This window comes from Mesorhizobium sp. M1004, from assembly GCF_040318795.1.
In the GTDB taxonomy this organism is placed as follows: domain Bacteria; phylum Pseudomonadota; class Alphaproteobacteria; order Rhizobiales; family Rhizobiaceae; genus Mesorhizobium.
The window spans coordinates 146,582-161,688 of record NZ_JAMYNB010000002.1; the positions used below are offsets into that span (position 1 = coordinate 146,582).

Annotated in this window: 14 protein-coding genes; 8 read left to right on the forward strand and 6 right to left on the reverse strand. The window is 63.2% G+C overall.

Going from position 1 to position 15,107, the window contains the following annotated elements:
* Positions 1-174: 174 nt before the first annotated feature.
* The gene (locus NKH54_RS04955) at positions 175-1,077 is read right to left on the reverse strand and encodes a LysR family transcriptional regulator (protein WP_023694713.1); all 903 of its coding nucleotides are present in this window, start codon (positions 1,075-1,077) and stop codon (positions 175-177) included.
* Between the two features lie 128 nt (positions 1,078-1,205).
* Between NKH54_RS04955 and NKH54_RS04960 the strand changes: the two genes are divergently transcribed.
* Entirely contained in the window at positions 1,206-1,994 is a 789-nt protein-coding gene (locus NKH54_RS04960) for an alpha/beta fold hydrolase (RefSeq protein ID WP_023689240.1), read from the forward strand.
* Here NKH54_RS04960 and NKH54_RS04965 read toward each other — a convergent pair.
* Positions 1,991-2,398, reverse strand: a complete 408-nt coding sequence (locus NKH54_RS04965; protein WP_353027798.1) for a DUF2000 family protein — start codon at positions 2,396-2,398, stop codon at positions 1,991-1,993. The two genes, NKH54_RS04960 and NKH54_RS04965, sit on opposite strands and share 4 nt — an antisense overlap.
* Before the next feature lie 46 nt (positions 2,399-2,444).
* Here NKH54_RS04965 and NKH54_RS04970 point away from each other — a divergent pair, with 46 nt between their 5' ends.
* Positions 2,445-3,308 carry an AraC family transcriptional regulator gene (locus tag NKH54_RS04970; protein WP_353027799.1) on the forward strand — a complete coding sequence of 288 codons (864 nt, stop codon included), beginning with the start codon at positions 2,445-2,447 and terminating at the stop codon, positions 3,306-3,308.
* Positions 3,309-3,318: 10 nt separating this feature from the next.
* Here the strand turns inward: NKH54_RS04970 and NKH54_RS04975 are convergent, their stop codons facing one another.
* Positions 3,319-3,789, reverse strand: coding sequence for a MarR family winged helix-turn-helix transcriptional regulator (locus NKH54_RS04975; protein WP_023671361.1), 471 nt, complete (start codon positions 3,787-3,789; stop codon positions 3,319-3,321).
* Between the two features lie 421 nt (positions 3,790-4,210).
* On the opposite strand from NKH54_RS04975, the gene NKH54_RS04980 reads away from it, so the two are divergent.
* Positions 4,211-5,266, forward strand: coding sequence for a CobW family GTP-binding protein (locus tag NKH54_RS04980; protein ID WP_023739647.1), 1,056 nt, complete (start codon positions 4,211-4,213; stop codon positions 5,264-5,266).
* Between the two features lie 249 nt (positions 5,267-5,515).
* A complete protein-coding gene (locus tag NKH54_RS04985) occupies positions 5,516-6,490 on the forward strand; it encodes a WD40 repeat domain-containing protein (protein WP_353027800.1) in 975 nt (324 codons plus the stop codon).
* Position 6,491: 1 nt separating this feature from the next.
* Here the strand turns inward: NKH54_RS04985 and NKH54_RS04990 are convergent, their stop codons facing one another.
* A complete protein-coding gene (locus tag NKH54_RS04990; RefSeq protein ID WP_023683507.1) occupies positions 6,492-6,944 on the reverse strand; it encodes a hypothetical protein in 453 nt (150 codons plus the stop codon).
* A 155-nt stretch (positions 6,945-7,099) separates the two neighbouring features.
* Here NKH54_RS04990 and NKH54_RS04995 point away from each other — a divergent pair, with 155 nt between their 5' ends.
* The 4 genes from NKH54_RS04995 to NKH54_RS05010 all read left to right on the forward strand — a co-directional run bounded on the left by NKH54_RS04995 (position 7,100) and on the right by NKH54_RS05010 (position 12,730).
* Positions 7,100-8,482: an aspartate aminotransferase family protein gene (locus NKH54_RS04995; protein ID WP_023752459.1), complete on the forward strand. Its 1,383-nt coding sequence runs from the start codon at positions 7,100-7,102 to the stop codon at positions 8,480-8,482.
* Between the two features lie 35 nt (positions 8,483-8,517).
* On the forward strand, positions 8,518-9,903 hold the full coding sequence (locus NKH54_RS05000; protein ID WP_023822078.1) for a glutamine synthetase family protein: 1,386 nt from the start codon (positions 8,518-8,520) through the stop codon (positions 9,901-9,903).
* 119 nt (positions 9,904-10,022) lie between these two features.
* Positions 10,023-11,258 (forward strand): putative DNA modification/repair radical SAM protein, encoded by a 1,236-nt coding sequence (locus tag NKH54_RS05005; RefSeq protein WP_023831270.1) that lies wholly within the window; start codon positions 10,023-10,025, stop codon positions 11,256-11,258.
* A 2-nt stretch (positions 11,259-11,260) separates the two neighbouring features.
* The gene (locus tag NKH54_RS05010; RefSeq protein ID WP_023815960.1) at positions 11,261-12,730 is read left to right on the forward strand and encodes a UdgX family uracil-DNA binding protein; all 1,470 of its coding nucleotides are present in this window, start codon (positions 11,261-11,263) and stop codon (positions 12,728-12,730) included.
* 276 nt (positions 12,731-13,006) lie between these two features.
* Here the strand turns inward: NKH54_RS05010 and NKH54_RS05015 are convergent, their stop codons facing one another.
* Complete coding sequence (locus NKH54_RS05015) at positions 13,007-14,287, reverse strand: glycerate kinase type-2 family protein (protein WP_023815959.1); 1,281 nt, start codon at positions 14,285-14,287, stop codon at positions 13,007-13,009.
* Positions 14,288-14,454: 167 nt separating this feature from the next.
* On the reverse strand, positions 14,455-14,961 hold the full coding sequence (locus NKH54_RS05020) for a heme-degrading domain-containing protein (RefSeq protein WP_023711326.1): 507 nt from the start codon (positions 14,959-14,961) through the stop codon (positions 14,455-14,457).
* Positions 14,962-15,107: the final 146 nt, after the last annotated feature.

The window sequence follows — 15,107 nt, forward strand, 5'->3', positions numbered from 1 at the left end:
TCGCCGCGGGCGGCGTTGCGCTTTCGTCTGATCTTGCGGGAACGTTCAAATGTCAGGCCGGGCAGGGAGGATCAACGCTTAACCTTTGCGGCAATCGCCTGCGCCCGGCAAGCCAAAAGCGACTGGCACAACAGGAGCCGCGCGCAGGCTCAGCGCGGGCCGATCCTATGCCGGCTAAAGCGCCTCGCCGGATGCCACTTGCGCCTGGAGATGAAGCCACAACGCCTGGGCGACGGGTCCATGCGGTCGGTCGCGCCGGCGCACCGCCGCCAGGGTCTCCGTCCGGCCGGGCAGATGTGCACCAGCGATCGAGATCAGCCTCCTATCCCGCAGTTCGTCCTCGATCAGCCATGCCGGCAGATGGCCCCAGGCCAATCCGTGAAGGATCAGTTCCTTCTTCATCAGATGATCCGGCACCGAGCACTGATGCGCACCGTCGACGAGGAAATAGCTCTCCGGCGACGGCCGCCGCGCCGTGTCGCGGATCACGCACTGGGTGAAGGGCCGCATCTGCTCCGGCGCAATCTCGCGGCCAGGCGCGAACGGAAGGAACCCAGGCGCCACCACCGGCACGAGGGGCACCGCGCAGAGATGGATCCGCTCGAGATGCGGATCGGAAGGATCCGCGCGATGGAAGATGAGGTCAGCCTCGCCTTCCATCAACCGTTCGAGCGGACCGCCGACCGCCTCGTACTCCAGGTGCAGGCGTGTCCCGGTGCGTTCGGCAAAGAAGCCGCTGAGCATAGGCAGGATTTGCGGTCGCGGGCACAGATCACCCACGACGACACGCAGGACCGTCTCCTCGCCACTCGCCAACTGGCCCGCATAGGTTCGCAGATGGTCGAGCTCGCGCAATGTCAGCTGCGCTCGCGCGTGAAACTCGCGGCCCGCCTCCGTCAGCCCCACCCGATATCCGCTGCGGTCGAGAAGTGTGAGCCCGAGCAACTGCTCGAGGCGTGCGACAGCGGCGAAGACGGATGGATGCGATCGGTTCAAGGCAAGGGCGGCCGCCTGGAAGCTGCCCTCGCTTGCCACGGCGTCAAAGCACCGTAGGTCGTGGAGTTTCAGACCATTCATTATCGCCAAAACCTACTGAGATTGTCCAATCATAGTAATTTTCCTGGATAATTACGAGGCCTAGGGTGGCTCATTCAAAGGGCGGCGGGAGCATCGAACTCCTTTCGCCAGGGTGAGATGAGGACCAGATGACTGACACGCTTTATTTTACGACGGGCGACGGCTGCCGGATCGCCTATCAGCTGGCGGGGGCCGGCCCTGTGCTTGTGCTCTCGAATTCCATTGCGACGAACCTGCATATGTGGGACCGGCAGCTTGCGGAATTTGCCGGATCTTTCCGGGTGCTGCGCTATGATCTGCGCGGCCACGGCAGTTCCGATGCTCCGGCCGGAGCCTATTCGCTCGATCGGCTGGGCCGCGACGTCCTTGAGCTGCTGGATGCGCTTCAGATCGCCCGCGTGCATTTCTGCGGGCTGTCGCTGGGCGGCTTCGTAGGGCAGTGGCTGGGTATCCATGCCCCGGACCGCATCGAGCGTCTCATCCTTTCCAACACCTCGCCACATCTCGGGCCGGCTTCTTACTTTGACGAGCAGATCCGTACTGTCCTTGCTGCGAGCAACATGTCGGCCGCCGCGGACATGTTCATGCACAACTGGTTTCCCGCCTCGATGCTTGCCGGCCCAAACGAAACCGTCGACGCGTTCCGCGCGATGGTCCTGGCGACGCCGCCCCAAGGTCTCGCGGGATGCTTCGCCGCCGTACGCGATTGCGATCTGCGCCGGACTGTCTCCCTCATTACCGCCCCCACCCTGGTGATCGGTGGAGAAGACGACAAGGTAACGCTGGCAAGCCACAGCGAGGCGATCGCAGCCAGCATCCCCGGCGCCACGCTTACACTGCTTCCGGGCGTCCATATGCTGAACGTCGAGCGGCCGACTGAATTCATGAGCGCCGTTACACGCTTCCTGCTGAATTAGGCGTGCATGCGGGCGCCCTTGGTGATCTTGTCGACGAGTTTCTTGTCGGCACGCAGCGCGATGCCGACGATCTTGGCGTCCTCAGGGCCGAACTCGGCGAAGACGGCGCGGTTGGCCGCATCGAAGCCGGTGGCAAACATCTCCTCGACATAGGCTGACGCCGTCACGCCCCGCTCCAGCGCCTTCCGGTGGATGGAGTTGAGCGTCGGCCCATCGGCCGAAAGCACGATGACCGGCTGGATCGACAGAGGATTGTAAAGGTTGCCGGCGCGGTCGCGGTAGGGTTCGCCGATAATGTCGGGGAATTGCGCGACGACGCCGCTGGTCAGGAAGGCGGCGACGTTGAGCTTTTGCCAGACGGCGAGATCGTCCCGCAGCACGATTGCAAATTTCGTATCGAACACCAAAATGAGGACTCCGGAGCACGCCCATGAAGGGCAGGGATAGGTGATGACGCACGATCTAGACGGTGAGGCGACACAGGGTCTTGGACGTTCGTGCGCGGATGAAGACCGGATCGTCTCGGCGCCAGGCGGCACCGGCATCGAGCGCATCGAGGCGCATTTCCATGGCAACGCCTTCGACCTGCACCGTCATGATACACTTGCCGTCGGCGTGACGCTTTCCGGTGTGCAGCGCTTCCACTACAGGGGCACTGTCAACCACAGCCTGCCCGGCCAGGTTATCGTGCTGCATCCCGACGAAGTGCACGATGGCGGCGCCGGGACCGAGGATGGTCTGCGCTACCGGATCCTCTATCTGGAACCCTCACTGCTGCTCGACTGCCTCGACGGCGCGCCGCTGCCTTTCGTCAGGGATGCTGTGGTCAGCGATCCTGCCTTGCGTGGCACGCTGCTTTCGGCCCTGTCGCCGCTCGATGAGGAACTGGACGAGCTGTTCGTCGCCGATTTCGTTGCGGAGCTGGCGCAGCATCTGGGGCGTCATGCGGGACAGAAAGCAAAGCCGATGGGGAAGTCGGCCTCGCGTGCGGCAGCGCTGGCGCGCGGCTATCTCGAGGAGAATGCCGAGCGGTCCGTTCGTTCCGATGAGCTGGAAGCCGTCACCGGGCTCGACCGCTATGCGCTGTCACGCCATTTTCGCGCGACCTATTCCACCAGCCCGCATCGGTTCCTGCTGATGCGCCGGCTGCAAAAGGCAAGACGGATGATCGAGGTGGGCGAGCCGCTGGCCGAGATTGCCGTTGGCGCCGGCTTCAGCGACCAGAGCCATTTCAACAGGCATTTCAAGAAAGCATTCGGCCTGACGCCCGGCCGCTGGTCGACCCTGGTGCGCGGGCCTTCGGTAGCCGCCTAGGTCAGGAAGATCAATCGTCGATGTCGCCATCGTCGTCGACAAGCACCAGCTCCTCGTTCGACAAATTGGCCTCGATGCGGGCGAGCAGCTTGAACAGCGTCTTCTGTTCTTTCTTGTCGAGGCCCTTCAACGCCTGCTTCTCGGTCTTCTTCACCGACTTCTCGATGGCGTGGATGATCTCGCGGCCGGTGTCGGTGAGAAAGATATGCGCCTGGCGTGCATCCGCGGAAGAGGCGCGCTTTTCCAAAAAGCCCTGGGCCTGCAGCCGGTTGATGGTCTTGGTGATGGTCGGCGGGCGCACGCCGAGGCGGCCGGCGAGATTGCCGGGCGTCTGGCCGTCCTCGCGGTCGAGCGTCAGCATGATCTGGTCCTGGCCGGCATAGAAGCCGTGCGCCAGAAGCCGCGCCGCCAGCGCGGTCCTTGCCAGCCTTGCCGCCGAATGCAGCCGGCTCATCGTTGCAGTCTTGTCCGCCTTGGCCATGGTGATCCCTCTTCGGCCGTACCGGTGCGTGCAGCATAGACGCAGCCGGCCGGTTGGCAATCGACGATCAAAAAGATTCCGGCTTTCGAAACAGCTTTGCCGGCAAGCATTTGTGGTGCTCGAAATGGTGATGCCAGATGTTTATTTCAGTTAGATGACAAACGAGTTTCCGCCAAGGCGATTGCAACGGTTTGACGCGGCGCGGCTTAGCACAGGTCAACGAAGAGGCGTTTCCGGCAACACGTTGATGGTCGGCATCCCTCGCACTCGGCCTCTCGGGTCTACCCATCCGCTTCGTCAATCCTGGGTCAAACACCCAGGCGGTTTGCCTCGTGCAAAAGGCCGGCACACATCCTATATCAGGCCAACAATCCCTTCTTGCGGCCCGCAATTCCGTGGCCCAGCCATTTCGAGGCAAGATATGAGCGAAGCACAGACGCAAATCCCCGTGACCGTTCTCACCGGGTATCTCGGCGCCGGCAAGACGACGCTGCTCAACCGCATCCTGTCGGAAAACCATGGCAAGCGTTATGCCGTCATCGTCAATGAATTCGGCGAGATCGGCATCGACAATGATTTGATCGTGGAATCCGACGAGGAAATCTACGAAATGAACAATGGCTGCGTCTGCTGCACGGTGCGCGGCGACCTGATCCGCGTCGTCGAAGGCCTGATGCGCCGTCCCGGCCGCTTCGACGCCATCGTCGTCGAGACCACCGGCCTCGCCGATCCTGTGCCGGTGGCGCAGACCTTCTTCATGGACGACGACGTGCGCTCCAAGACCAAACTCGACGCTGTCGTGGCTCTGGTCGACGCCAAGCACCTGCCGCTCAGGTTGAAGGATTCCAAGGAAGCCGAGGACCAGATCGCCTTCGCCGATGTTGTCGTGCTGAACAAGACCGACCTGGTGACGCCCGAAGAACTGGCCAAGGTCGAGGCCACCATCCGCGCCATCAACCCGGCGGCCAGGATCCACCGCACCACGCGCGCCGGCGTGGCGCTGTCCGAAGTGCTCGACCGCGGCGCCTTCGACCTGTCGCGCGCATTGGAAAACGACCCGCATTTCCTTGAGGCGCACGATCATGATCACGACCACCATGACCATGACGGGCACGATCACCACGACCATGATCACGACCATCATCATCACGATCACGCGCATCCCTCCGACATCCATGACGTGACCGTGCAGTCGGTGTCGCTGCGCGGCGGCGAGATGGACCCGAAGAAATTCTTCCCGTGGATCGAGAAGATCACTCAGATGGAAGGTCCCAACATCCTGCGGCTGAAAGGCATCATCGCGCTCAAGGGCGACGACGAGCGCTATGTCATCCAAGGCGTGCACATGATCATCGAAGGCGACCACCAGCGCGCTTGGAAAGACGGCGAAAAGCATGAGAGCCGGCTGGTGTTCATCGGCCGCGAGCTTGACGCCGAACGGCTGAAGAAGAGCTTTGACGCCTGCCAGGCGGCTTGATTTCCGGACTCTATGGCGCTAGCGCTGCCCGCTCTTCCTTCTCCCCTTGTGGGAGAAGGTGGCCTCGCGAAGCGAGGTCGGATGAGGGGTGCTCCAGCTCGGCACCGACGGCGATCCGTTCAACACCCCTCATCCGTCTCGGCGCTGCGCGCCGATCCACCTTCTCCCACAAGGGGAGAAGGTTGACGCCAGGCCTGGCCGCCTCAGTGGCTTCCCGGGAGTGGTGACAGCTTCATTGGAATGGTCCTGATGCCCACAGTTGCTCCCCTCGACCTGGAAGGTCACTGCCTTGCCGCCGTCTTCCTCGACAACGTGCCGCATTATGCGCTGGCCGATGGGACAGTTCATAGGCTCGACAACGGCCACAAGACAATTCAGGCCAATGACGGCCTGCTCTCCACGTTCCATGACGCCGCCAACGACCGCCTGATCACCGGCGGCGAGGACGGCAAGATTTTTGCCGTTGCCGCCGGCGGCAATGTCAGCGAACTCGCCAGCGCCGGCAAGAAGTGGATCACCAGCGTCGCCGCCGGGCCGCAAGGCGCTATCGCCTATGCCACAGGCAAGACTGCGTTCGTGCGCTTTGCCGACGGCAAGACCAAAGAGTTTGCCCATCCGCGTTCGGTCGAGGGGCTGGCCTTCTCCCCCAAGGGCATACGCTTCGGCGTCGCCCGCTACAATGGCGCGACGCTGCATTTCCCGGCCGCCGACGGCAAGCCGGTGGAGCTGGAATGGGCCGGTGCCCATACCGGCGTCACCTTCTCGCCGGATGGCGCCTTCCTCGTCACCACCATGCAGGAAAACGCGCTGCATGGCTGGAAGCTCGCCGACGGCAAGCACATGCGCATGACCGGCTATCCCGGCAAGGTCAAAAGCCTGTCGTGGAGCGTGAAGGGCAAATGGCTGGCGAGTTCCGGCGCGCCGGCGGCGATCGTCTGGCCGTTTTCGGGCAAGGACGGCCCGATGGGCAAGGCGCCGCTGGAGCTCGGCACGCGCGGCAACGCCATGGTGACATCGGTTGCCTGCCATCCGAGCCAGGATGTCGTCGCCGTCGGCTATGATGACGGCATGGTCATGGCGGTGCGCTTTACCGATGCCAAAGAGGTGCTGTTGCGCCGCCCGGGCAAGGGCGCCATCACCGCGATGATGTGGGATAAGGAAGAGCGCCGGGTCGCCTTCGGCAGTGCCGCCGGCGACTGCGGCGTCATCGATATCTCGGCGTGACCTATTCGGCTCCGCACGACACCTTGCCGGTCAATTCTTTCGGCTTGCCGTCCTGTTCCGTGTCGGCGGCGTTGTCGTAGACGGCAAGCGTGTACCGGCCGTCATAGACGCCCTCGTCACTGGTCTTGGTCAGGATCGTCAGTTCGACAGAGTTGAATTTATCTCCGAGCTGATGCTCGTGGTAGACGTTCAGCCGCAACTCCTTGTCGTCCAGCCAGTACTGGGTGAGGTCGGAATCCTCGAAGACGGTCTTGCGCAGACTGTCGCCTTCCGGCCGGCCAAGTATCTCGAGATCGCCGCGAAAATTGAAGGTCGGGCCGCCCATACCTCTGGTGACCCCGGCGCCGACCTCGAATTGCACCGCTTTGTCATCGACGGAACACCAGACGCCGCCCGATGCGGAAGCCGCAGCGGCCGACAAGAGTAGCGCAATAGCGCAGATGATCGTCCGCATTTTTCTCCCCAAACCACAGACCCGATCGCATTGGCGCCCGACTGCGCCGGAAGGTCAAGTCTGCCGAACTTGCTGCTGACCCAATGCAGGGCACCAACACGGCCAATTGCGGTTGCCGTCGCCAATTGGGTAGTGTGCCGGCCGAGAGGGATTTCATGCACAGCACGAACAGTTCAAAAGCATCCATCGGCGGTATCAGCCGTGACCGCATCGCTGCATTGCGGACAAGCGAGGCGAACACCTTCCGCAAGGCGCGGCCGAAATCGCAGGCCAAGGTCGGTAACGGCCTGCCAGGCTTCTTCGGCGGTGTGCCGATGCACTGGATGAACGACTGGCCGACGCCATTCCCGATCCTGGTCGAAAGCGCCAAGGGCGCCGCCATCACGGATATCGACGGCAACAGGCTGGACGATTTCTGCCTCGGTGACACCGGCTCGATGTTCGGCCATTCGCCGCCGCCGGTGGCGCGCGCCATCCGCCGCCAGGCCGGGCGCGGCCTGACCTATATGCTGCCTTCGGAAGATGCGCTGGCCATCGGGCCGCTGCTCACACAGCGTTTCGGTCTGCCGTTCTGGCAGATCGCCACCACCGCCACCGACGCCAACCGCTTCGCGCTGCGCGTCGCCCGCGCCGTCACCGGCCGCGAAAAGATACTGGTCTTCAACGGCTGCTATCACGGCTCGGTCGACGAGACGATGGTCCGGATGGTCGACGGCAAGCCCGTGAATCGGCCGGGGCTGGCGGGTGAGTTTCGCGACCTGACCAAGACGGCGAAGGTCATTGAATTCAACGATGTCGCCGCGCTGCAAGCAGCGCTCAAGGACAAGGATGTCGCCTGCGTCATTGCTGAGCCGGTGCTGACCAATTCCTGCATGGTGCTGCCCGATCCGGGTTTTCACGACGCCTTGCGCAAACTGACGCGCGCGGCCGGAACGCTGCTTCTGATAGACGAGACGCACACGATTTCGACTGGACCCGGCGGCTACACCAGGAAATTCGGGCTGCAGCCCGACCTGTTCGTGCTGGGCAAGCCGATCGCCGGCGGCGTGCCGGCAAGCGTGTGGGGCATGAGCGACGAGGCCGCCTCGCGCTATGCCGACTACAATCGAACCAAGGAGCCGGGCTATTCCGGCATGGGCACGACGCTGTCGGCGAACCCGCTGCAGTTCGCAGCCATGCGCGCAACGCTCGAAGAGGTGATGACGCAGGAGAATTATGCCCGGATGGATCGCCTCGCCCTGCGGCTCGATGCCGGGCTGACCGGCGTCATCGATCGCTACAATCTGCCCTGGCATGTCGCCCGCGTCGGCGCCCGCGTCGAGTTCATCTGCGCCCCTGGCCCGCTCAGGAACGGCGCCGAAGCCGAGACTGCCCATGCGCCGGAGCTTGAGGCGGCTATCCATGTCGCGCTGGTCAACCAGGGCGTGCTGATCGCGCCCTTTCACAACATGATGCTGATCTCACCGGCCACCACCGGCGCCCAGGTCAACCGGCTGGTCACCGCCTTCGCCACGGTTGCGGCAAGGCTGACGGCATGAGACAAGCTGCCAAGCCAAACTCGAGTACACTAATCATGACTTCACCTTCGGGCTCGACGCCCGCCGAGGCGCAAGCCTTTCTCGACGCCCATCCCGAAATCGAAGCCTTCGACATCGTCTTGACCGACGCCAACGGGGTCGGCCGCGGCAAGATCGTGCGCCGGCATGAGCTGAAAAGCATCTTCGAGGGCGGCCGCCACATGCCGATCTCGATCCTCGGCCTCGACATCACCGGGGAGGATGTGCACGAAACCGGGCTGATCTGGACGACTGGAGACGGCGATCTCAGGGCATGGCCGATCCCCGGCACGCTGGTGCCGCTTTACGGCACGAACCCGCCGCGCGGCCAGTTGCTGATGGCGATGTACCATCTCGAGGGACAGCCTATGTCGTCGGACCCACGGCTGGCGCTGGCCAGGCAGGTCGACATCTTGGCGGCCAAGGGCCTCTATCCCGCCGGCGCCTTCGAACTCGAATTTTTCCTGCTTGCCAATGAGCGTGACGCCGACGGCAAGGTAAAGCCGGCGGACGCCGTGCTCGACGGCCGCCGCTCGGCCAAGACGGAAGTCTATTCCGTCGACCATCTGCACGGCATGGAGCCGCTGTTTTCCGACATCTATGCCGCGGCTAAGGCGCAAGGCATTCCGGCCGAAACGGTGATTTCCGAATACGCGCCCGGCCAGTACGAGCTGACGCTGAATTACCGCAAGGATGTCATGCGGGCGGCCGACGACCTCGTCATGTTGAAGCGGCTGGTGCGGGCGCAGGCGCGCCGCCATGGTGTCACCGCCTGCTTCATGGCCAAGCCGATCGAAAAATACGCCGGCTCCGGCATGCATTTCCATGTTTCGTTGCAGGACAAGAACGGCCGCAACGTTTTTGCCGAGGCTGGCGGCGAAAGCTGGTCGCTGCCGCTGCTGCAGGGGCTCGGCGGGCTGATCCAGACCATGGCCGAATCGATGCTGGTGTTTGCGCCGCACGCCAATTCCTGGCGGCGCTTCGTCTCGCAGTCCTATGCGCCGGTGGCGCCGACCTGGGGCGTCAACAACCGTTCGGTGGCGCTGCGCATCCCGGCGGGCGACGCCAAAAACCGGCGCATCGAGCACCGGCCGTCGGGTGTCGACGCCAATCCCTACCTGATCGCGGCAACGGTGCTGGCCGGCATCATCAAGGGTCTGGACGAAGGCCTCGACCCCGGCCCCGAAACCACTGGGAATGGCTATGAAGCCGCCGTCACGCGCACGACCATGCCGGTCGACTGGCGCGCCGCGATCGAGGCGGCGCGGGCCTCGAGCTTCCTGAAAGAGGCGCTTGGCGAGGATCTGCATCGCACCTTCGTGGCGATCAAGCAGTCGGAGTATCTGCGCGTCGCCCGCACCGTCAGCGAGCTGGATTACCACCTCTACCTCCATGAGGTCTGAGAGACCGCCTGGAACTCGGGCAGTCGTCCTGCTAGCCCGACGATCAGGCGGCGATTACTTTTTCGCCGCCTGCATCAAATGAGGTGGCGCTGCAGCCTTCAAGAACATATCATGAACGGATGAGCGCACCCACCGTCCGTGAAAAGCTGGCAATCCTGTCTGACGCCGCCAAATACGATGCTTCTTGCGCCTCGTCCGGCTCGGCGAAGAAGGATTCGCTCCAATCCGGCGGTATCGGCTCCACAGAAGGCATGGGCATCTGCCATTCCTACGCGCCGGATGGCCGCTGCATTTCGCTCCTGAAAATCCTGCTCACCAATTTCTGCATTTACGATTGCAGCTACTGCATCAACCGCTCGTCATCGAATGTGCGCCGCGCCCGCTTTAGCATCGACGAGGTGGTGAAGCTGACCATGGACTTTTATCGGCGCAACTACATCGAAGGCCTGTTCCTGTCCTCCGGCGTCATCCGTTCGCCCGACGAGACCATGGCCGAGATGGTGGAGGTGGCGCGGCGGCTGCGGCTGGACGAAAAATTCTCCGGCTATATTCATCTGAAGACCATTCCGGAAAGCTCGGCCGAACTGGTCGAGCAGGCCGGGCTCTACGCCGATCGGCTGTCTATCAACGTCGAACTGCCGACCGATGAGGGCGTCAAGAAACTGGCGCCGGAGAAGAAGCCGGAAACGATCCGGCTTTCCATGGCGAACCTGCGCCGGAAGATGGAGGAAAAGGCCGAGCCGACGCTGAGGACCAAGAAGCGCGAACGCTTTGCGCCCGGAGGTCAGTCGACGCAAATTATTGTCGGCGCCGACAAAACATCCGACGACGGCATTTTGCACACCAGCGCGCGGCTCTATGGCAGCTATCACCTGCGGCGCGTCTATTATTCCGCCTTCAGCCCAATCCCGGATTCGTCATCGTCGCTGCCGCTGCAAAAACCGCCGCTGATGCGCGAGCACCGGCTCTATCAGGCCGACTGGCTGATGCGTTTCTACGGCTTTTCGCAGCCGGAAATCCTCGCCGGCAGCAGCGACGGCATGCTCGATCTCGCCATTGACCCCAAGCTCGCCTGGGCTTTGCGCAATCGGGCGAGGTTTCCCGTCGACATCAACCGCGCCGACCGCGAAGCGCTGCTGCGGGTTCCGGGTCTGGGCACCAAGGTGGTGGCGAAGATCCTTGAAACCCGCCGCCACCGACGCATGCGGCTGGAAGATGTCGGACGGATCTGCCATTCGATCGCCAAGCTGAGGCCCTTCATCATCGCCGAAGGCTGGTCGCCGGGCGGACTCACCGACAAGACAGGCCTGCGCGACACGATCGTAAAGTCCTGCGAACAACTGTCGCTGTTTTGACCATGCAGCCGGCTCAGCTCGACCTTGCCCGATACACTGTCCGGCTAGCGAGCCAGACCGATTTCGCCGGTTGGCGCGATGCGGCACGGCGTCTGGCGCTGAATGAGGTCCGACCTGAGGATATTAGTTGGGGTGTCGGGTCCGACGCCAATGATCCTCAAGATGCCTTGCCGGCGGTGCCAGAGGGCGCGCAGCTTACCGTCCCGCGCGAGTTCATCGCCCATGCCGAAACCGCCTTCTGCCACTCCGACCCCGGCCGGTTTGCCTTTCTCTACTGGATGCTTTGGCGCCTGCGCACCGAGCCGAAACTGCTGGCGATCGCATCCGATCCCGACACCAGGCGGCTCGAAGCCATGGAAAAGGCGGTGCGGCGCGACAGCCATAAGATGCATGCCTTCGTACGCTTCCGGAAGATCGGCGACGGCGAGAACGAGCGCTACGTCGCCTGGTTCGAGCCGGAGCATTTCATTGTCGAGCGCAACGCGGATTTCTTCGTCCGGCGGTTCACCGGCATGCGCTGGACCATCCTGACGCCCTATGCCTCCGCCGACTGGAACGGCGAAAGGCTGGCGATCGGGCCGGGTGCGGCCAAGGGCGATGCACCCGATCAGGACGACACCGAGGCGTTGTGGCTGACCTATTTCGAAAACATCTTCAACCCGGCGCGGCTCAAGGTGAAGGCGATGCAGAAGGAGATGCCGAAGAAATATTGGCGGAACCTTCCCGAGGCCTCGCTCATTCCAGATCTGATCGCAGGAGCGGACGAGGCCGCCAGGGATATGATTGCCAGACTGCCGACAACGCCGGCGCCGCACCACGCCAAGCTGCAGGCAAGACATTGGCCGAAGCCCGAGCCGGCCGAGGCGCCGGATGAAGACGATGCCAAGACGATTTCCGATTTGCGCGAGGCTGCAAAGGGTTGTCGTCGCTGCCCGCTCTGGCGCGACGCGACACAGACCGTGTTCGGCGAGGGGCCGGATGACGCCAAAGTGGTCTTCGTCGGCGAACAACCTGGCGATCAGGAAGATCTCGCCGGCAAACCTTTTGTCGGGCCAGCGGGCAAAGTGTTCGATGCGATTCTCGATGACGCAGGCGTCGACCGGCAAAAAGTCTACGTCACCAACGCCGTCAAGCACTTCAAGTTCGAGCCGCGCGGCAAGCGCCGCATCCACTCGAAGCCAAATACCGGCGAAGTCCAGGCCTGCCGCTGGTGGATCGGCCGGGAGCTTGAGCTGATCAAGCCGGACCTCGCCGTGGCGCTTGGGGCAACGGCGGCGTTGTCGCTGCTGGGCAAGGCCATTGCCGTGACGAAAATGCGCGGCCAGTTGATCGAACGCGAGGATGGCTTGCGCGTGTTCATCACCATCCACCCCTCCTTTATTCTGCGTATTCATGAGCCCGCGGACAAGGAGGCAGAGCGCGAGCGGTTTCTCAGGGATATGAGAGAGGTGAAGCGGCTGATGGGGTCGTGAGATGAGCGAAAGCCTCAGCGACATCGTCATCCGCGGGCGGAGCAAGGAGTGAAGCGACGCAGCGCAGACCCGAGGATTCATGCCGCGACGTTTGGACGCTGCTACGGTGCAGAATTCTGCTCCGCTGCGCTCGACGGCTAACATCACGGAATGGACCCGGGGCTTCGCGACGGAGCTTCGCTCCTGCTTCGCCCAGGGATGACGAAGCTGAGTGGCTTCAGCCAATCACCTACGGTCGTGAAGCCAACGTTGGAAACTTCGGCCGCCACGGCCGAATTAACTGATTAGGATTGCCCTCAGATCATTCACATTCGTACCCGTCGGCCCTGGCACGAACAGATCGCCGATCGCGTTGAACGCCGTCCAGGCATTGTTGCCGGCCAGCATCGCCTTGGCGTCGATGCCGGCGGCACGCATGCGCGAGACAGTTGAGCCATCGGCAAAGGCGCCGGCATTGTCTTCAGAGCCATCGATGCCGTCGGTATCGGCGGCCAATGCATGAATACCTTCCGCGCCGCTGATACCGATGGCAAAGGCGAGCAGGAATTCGGAGTTGCGGCCGCCCTTGCCCCTTTTTCCGTCAACAGGGGCCCGCAAGGTCACGGTCGTCTCGCCGCCGGACAGGATCAGCACCGGCTTTTTGAACGGCCGGTTGCGCGTCGCCACTTCGCGCGCAATGGCTGCATGCACGCCACCGACCTCGCGCGCCTCGCCCTCGATGGAATCGGAGAGGATGACGGCTTCGATGCCCTGCCGTTTTGCCTCAGCGGCTGCCGCTTCCAGCGACACGCCAGCCGAGGCGATCAGGTGCACTTCATTGCGTGAAAAGCGCTGGTCATCCGGATCTGGCGCATCGGCCTCTGGCGAGTTGATGTGCGCCATGACGGCGTCGGGCAGTTTCATGCCGTAGGCCGCTATCGAGGCCAGCGCATCGGCGCGGTTGCCGGAGTCGGGCACGGTCGGGCCGGAGGCCACCAGGGCCGGGTTGTCGCCGGGAATGTCAGAGACAACCAGTGATACCAGTTTGGCCGGCCAGGCGGCAGCTGCCAGCCGGCCGCCCTTGATGGTCGAGAGATGCTTGCGGATTGTGTTCATCGCCGCGATCGGCGCGCCGGAGGCAAGCAGCGCCTCGTTGACGGCGATTTCGTCGGCGAGCGTCAGGCCGGCGGCAGGCGACGGCAGCAGCGCCGATCCTCCGCCCGATATCAGCGCCACTACCAGGTCGTCCGCAGTCAGCCCTTGCACCTTTTCGAGCAGGCGCCGCGACGCCTCAAGACCGGCAGCGTCCGGTACCGGATGTGCCGCCTCGATGATTTCGATGCGCTCGCATCTGGCGCCATAGCCGTAGCGGGTGACGACCAGCCCTTCGATTGGGCCATCCCACACCTTCTCGAACGCGGCCGCCATCTGCGCCGAGCCCTTGCCGGCGCCAATGACAATGGTACGGCCCTTGGGCCTGGCCGGCAGATGATCCCTGATGGTCCGTTCAGGATCGGCAGCGGCAACAGCGGCATTGAAGATCGAGATGAGAAAGGATTTGGGATCGAGCACGGTTATCCTTGGCCGTAACTGGCGGTTTTCAAAATGAGCAAACGTTGGCGCTGCCCCTCACCCTCACCCCGTGAAAGACGGGGAGAGGGGATCGCCAGCGCTCGAGCTTGTCCTTTCTCCCGTCACTATACGGGGAGAAGGTGCCGGCAGGCGGATGAGGGGCAGCGCCAACGTCACGATTTACCTTCCGGCGGCAGCGCCAATTGTGTCCGATCGACGCCGAGATGATCGCACAGTGCATCGACGACGACGCCATGATCCTGGCGTTCCGGCAGGCCGGAGACGGCGATGACGCCAATGACGCCGGCACCCTTTACAGTCACCGGAAACCCGCCGCCGGCCAGTACGTAATCAGCAATATCCAGCCCCTCGCCGACCTTGAAGGTGCGGTCCGGTCGCTGCTGTTCCAGCACCAGACGATAGGTGCTCCTGAGGTAGCGCTTGACCACATTGATCTTGCGTCGTGCCCAGTCGGGGTTGGAGGCGTTTGAACCGGGCATCGCGGCATAAAACAGCGGCCGATCCCACAGCCTGATATCGACAATGATGGGCAGCTTTTCGGCCAGCGCCCGCTCGCGGATCGCCGCGCCGACCTTGAAGGCGACGGCCTCGTCGAAGGCCGGGAAGACCAGCGTCTCTTCCTGTTTCTGGATCAGAGCGATGTCGTCGGCAGCGGCCATTTTGTTCTCCGAAGTCAGTCACAAATCGTGTGTACGACAAGCTCCGCCCGGTCAAGGTCTCGTCGCGGTGGTGGTCTTGCCCCGCCAGGGTCGACCCCCACTCCGTCGAGCTTCTCTCGACACCTCTCCCCCGATCGACAGGGTAG

What these genes read in the sequence shown, in the direction of transcription:
- NKH54_RS04955 (WP_023694713.1), bottom strand. Translation starts at nt 1,077, where the DNA reads ATGAATGGTCTGAAACTCCACGACCTACGGTGCTTTGACGCCGTGGCA.
- NKH54_RS04960 (WP_023689240.1), top strand. Translation starts at nt 1,206, where the DNA reads ATGACTGACACGCTTTATTTTACGACGGGCGACGGCTGCCGGATCGCC.
- NKH54_RS04970 (WP_353027799.1), top strand. Translation starts at nt 2,445, where the DNA reads ATGACGCACGATCTAGACGGTGAGGCGACACAGGGTCTTGGACGTTCG.
- NKH54_RS04975 (WP_023671361.1), bottom strand. Translation starts at nt 3,789, where the DNA reads ATGGCCAAGGCGGACAAGACTGCAACGATGAGCCGGCTGCATTCGGCG.
- NKH54_RS04980 (WP_023739647.1), top strand. Translation starts at nt 4,211, where the DNA reads ATGAGCGAAGCACAGACGCAAATCCCCGTGACCGTTCTCACCGGGTAT.
- NKH54_RS04985 (WP_353027800.1), top strand. Translation starts at nt 5,516, where the DNA reads ATGCCCACAGTTGCTCCCCTCGACCTGGAAGGTCACTGCCTTGCCGCC.
- NKH54_RS04990 (WP_023683507.1), bottom strand. Translation starts at nt 6,944, where the DNA reads ATGCGGACGATCATCTGCGCTATTGCGCTACTCTTGTCGGCCGCTGCG.
- NKH54_RS04995 (WP_023752459.1), top strand. Translation starts at nt 7,100, where the DNA reads ATGCACAGCACGAACAGTTCAAAAGCATCCATCGGCGGTATCAGCCGT.
- NKH54_RS05000 (WP_023822078.1), top strand. Translation starts at nt 8,518, where the DNA reads ATGACTTCACCTTCGGGCTCGACGCCCGCCGAGGCGCAAGCCTTTCTC.
- NKH54_RS05005 (WP_023831270.1), top strand. Translation starts at nt 10,023, where the DNA reads ATGAGCGCACCCACCGTCCGTGAAAAGCTGGCAATCCTGTCTGACGCC.
- NKH54_RS05010 (WP_023815960.1), top strand. Translation starts at nt 11,261, where the DNA reads ATGCAGCCGGCTCAGCTCGACCTTGCCCGATACACTGTCCGGCTAGCG.
- NKH54_RS05020 (WP_023711326.1), bottom strand. Translation starts at nt 14,961, where the DNA reads ATGGCCGCTGCCGACGACATCGCTCTGATCCAGAAACAGGAAGAGACG.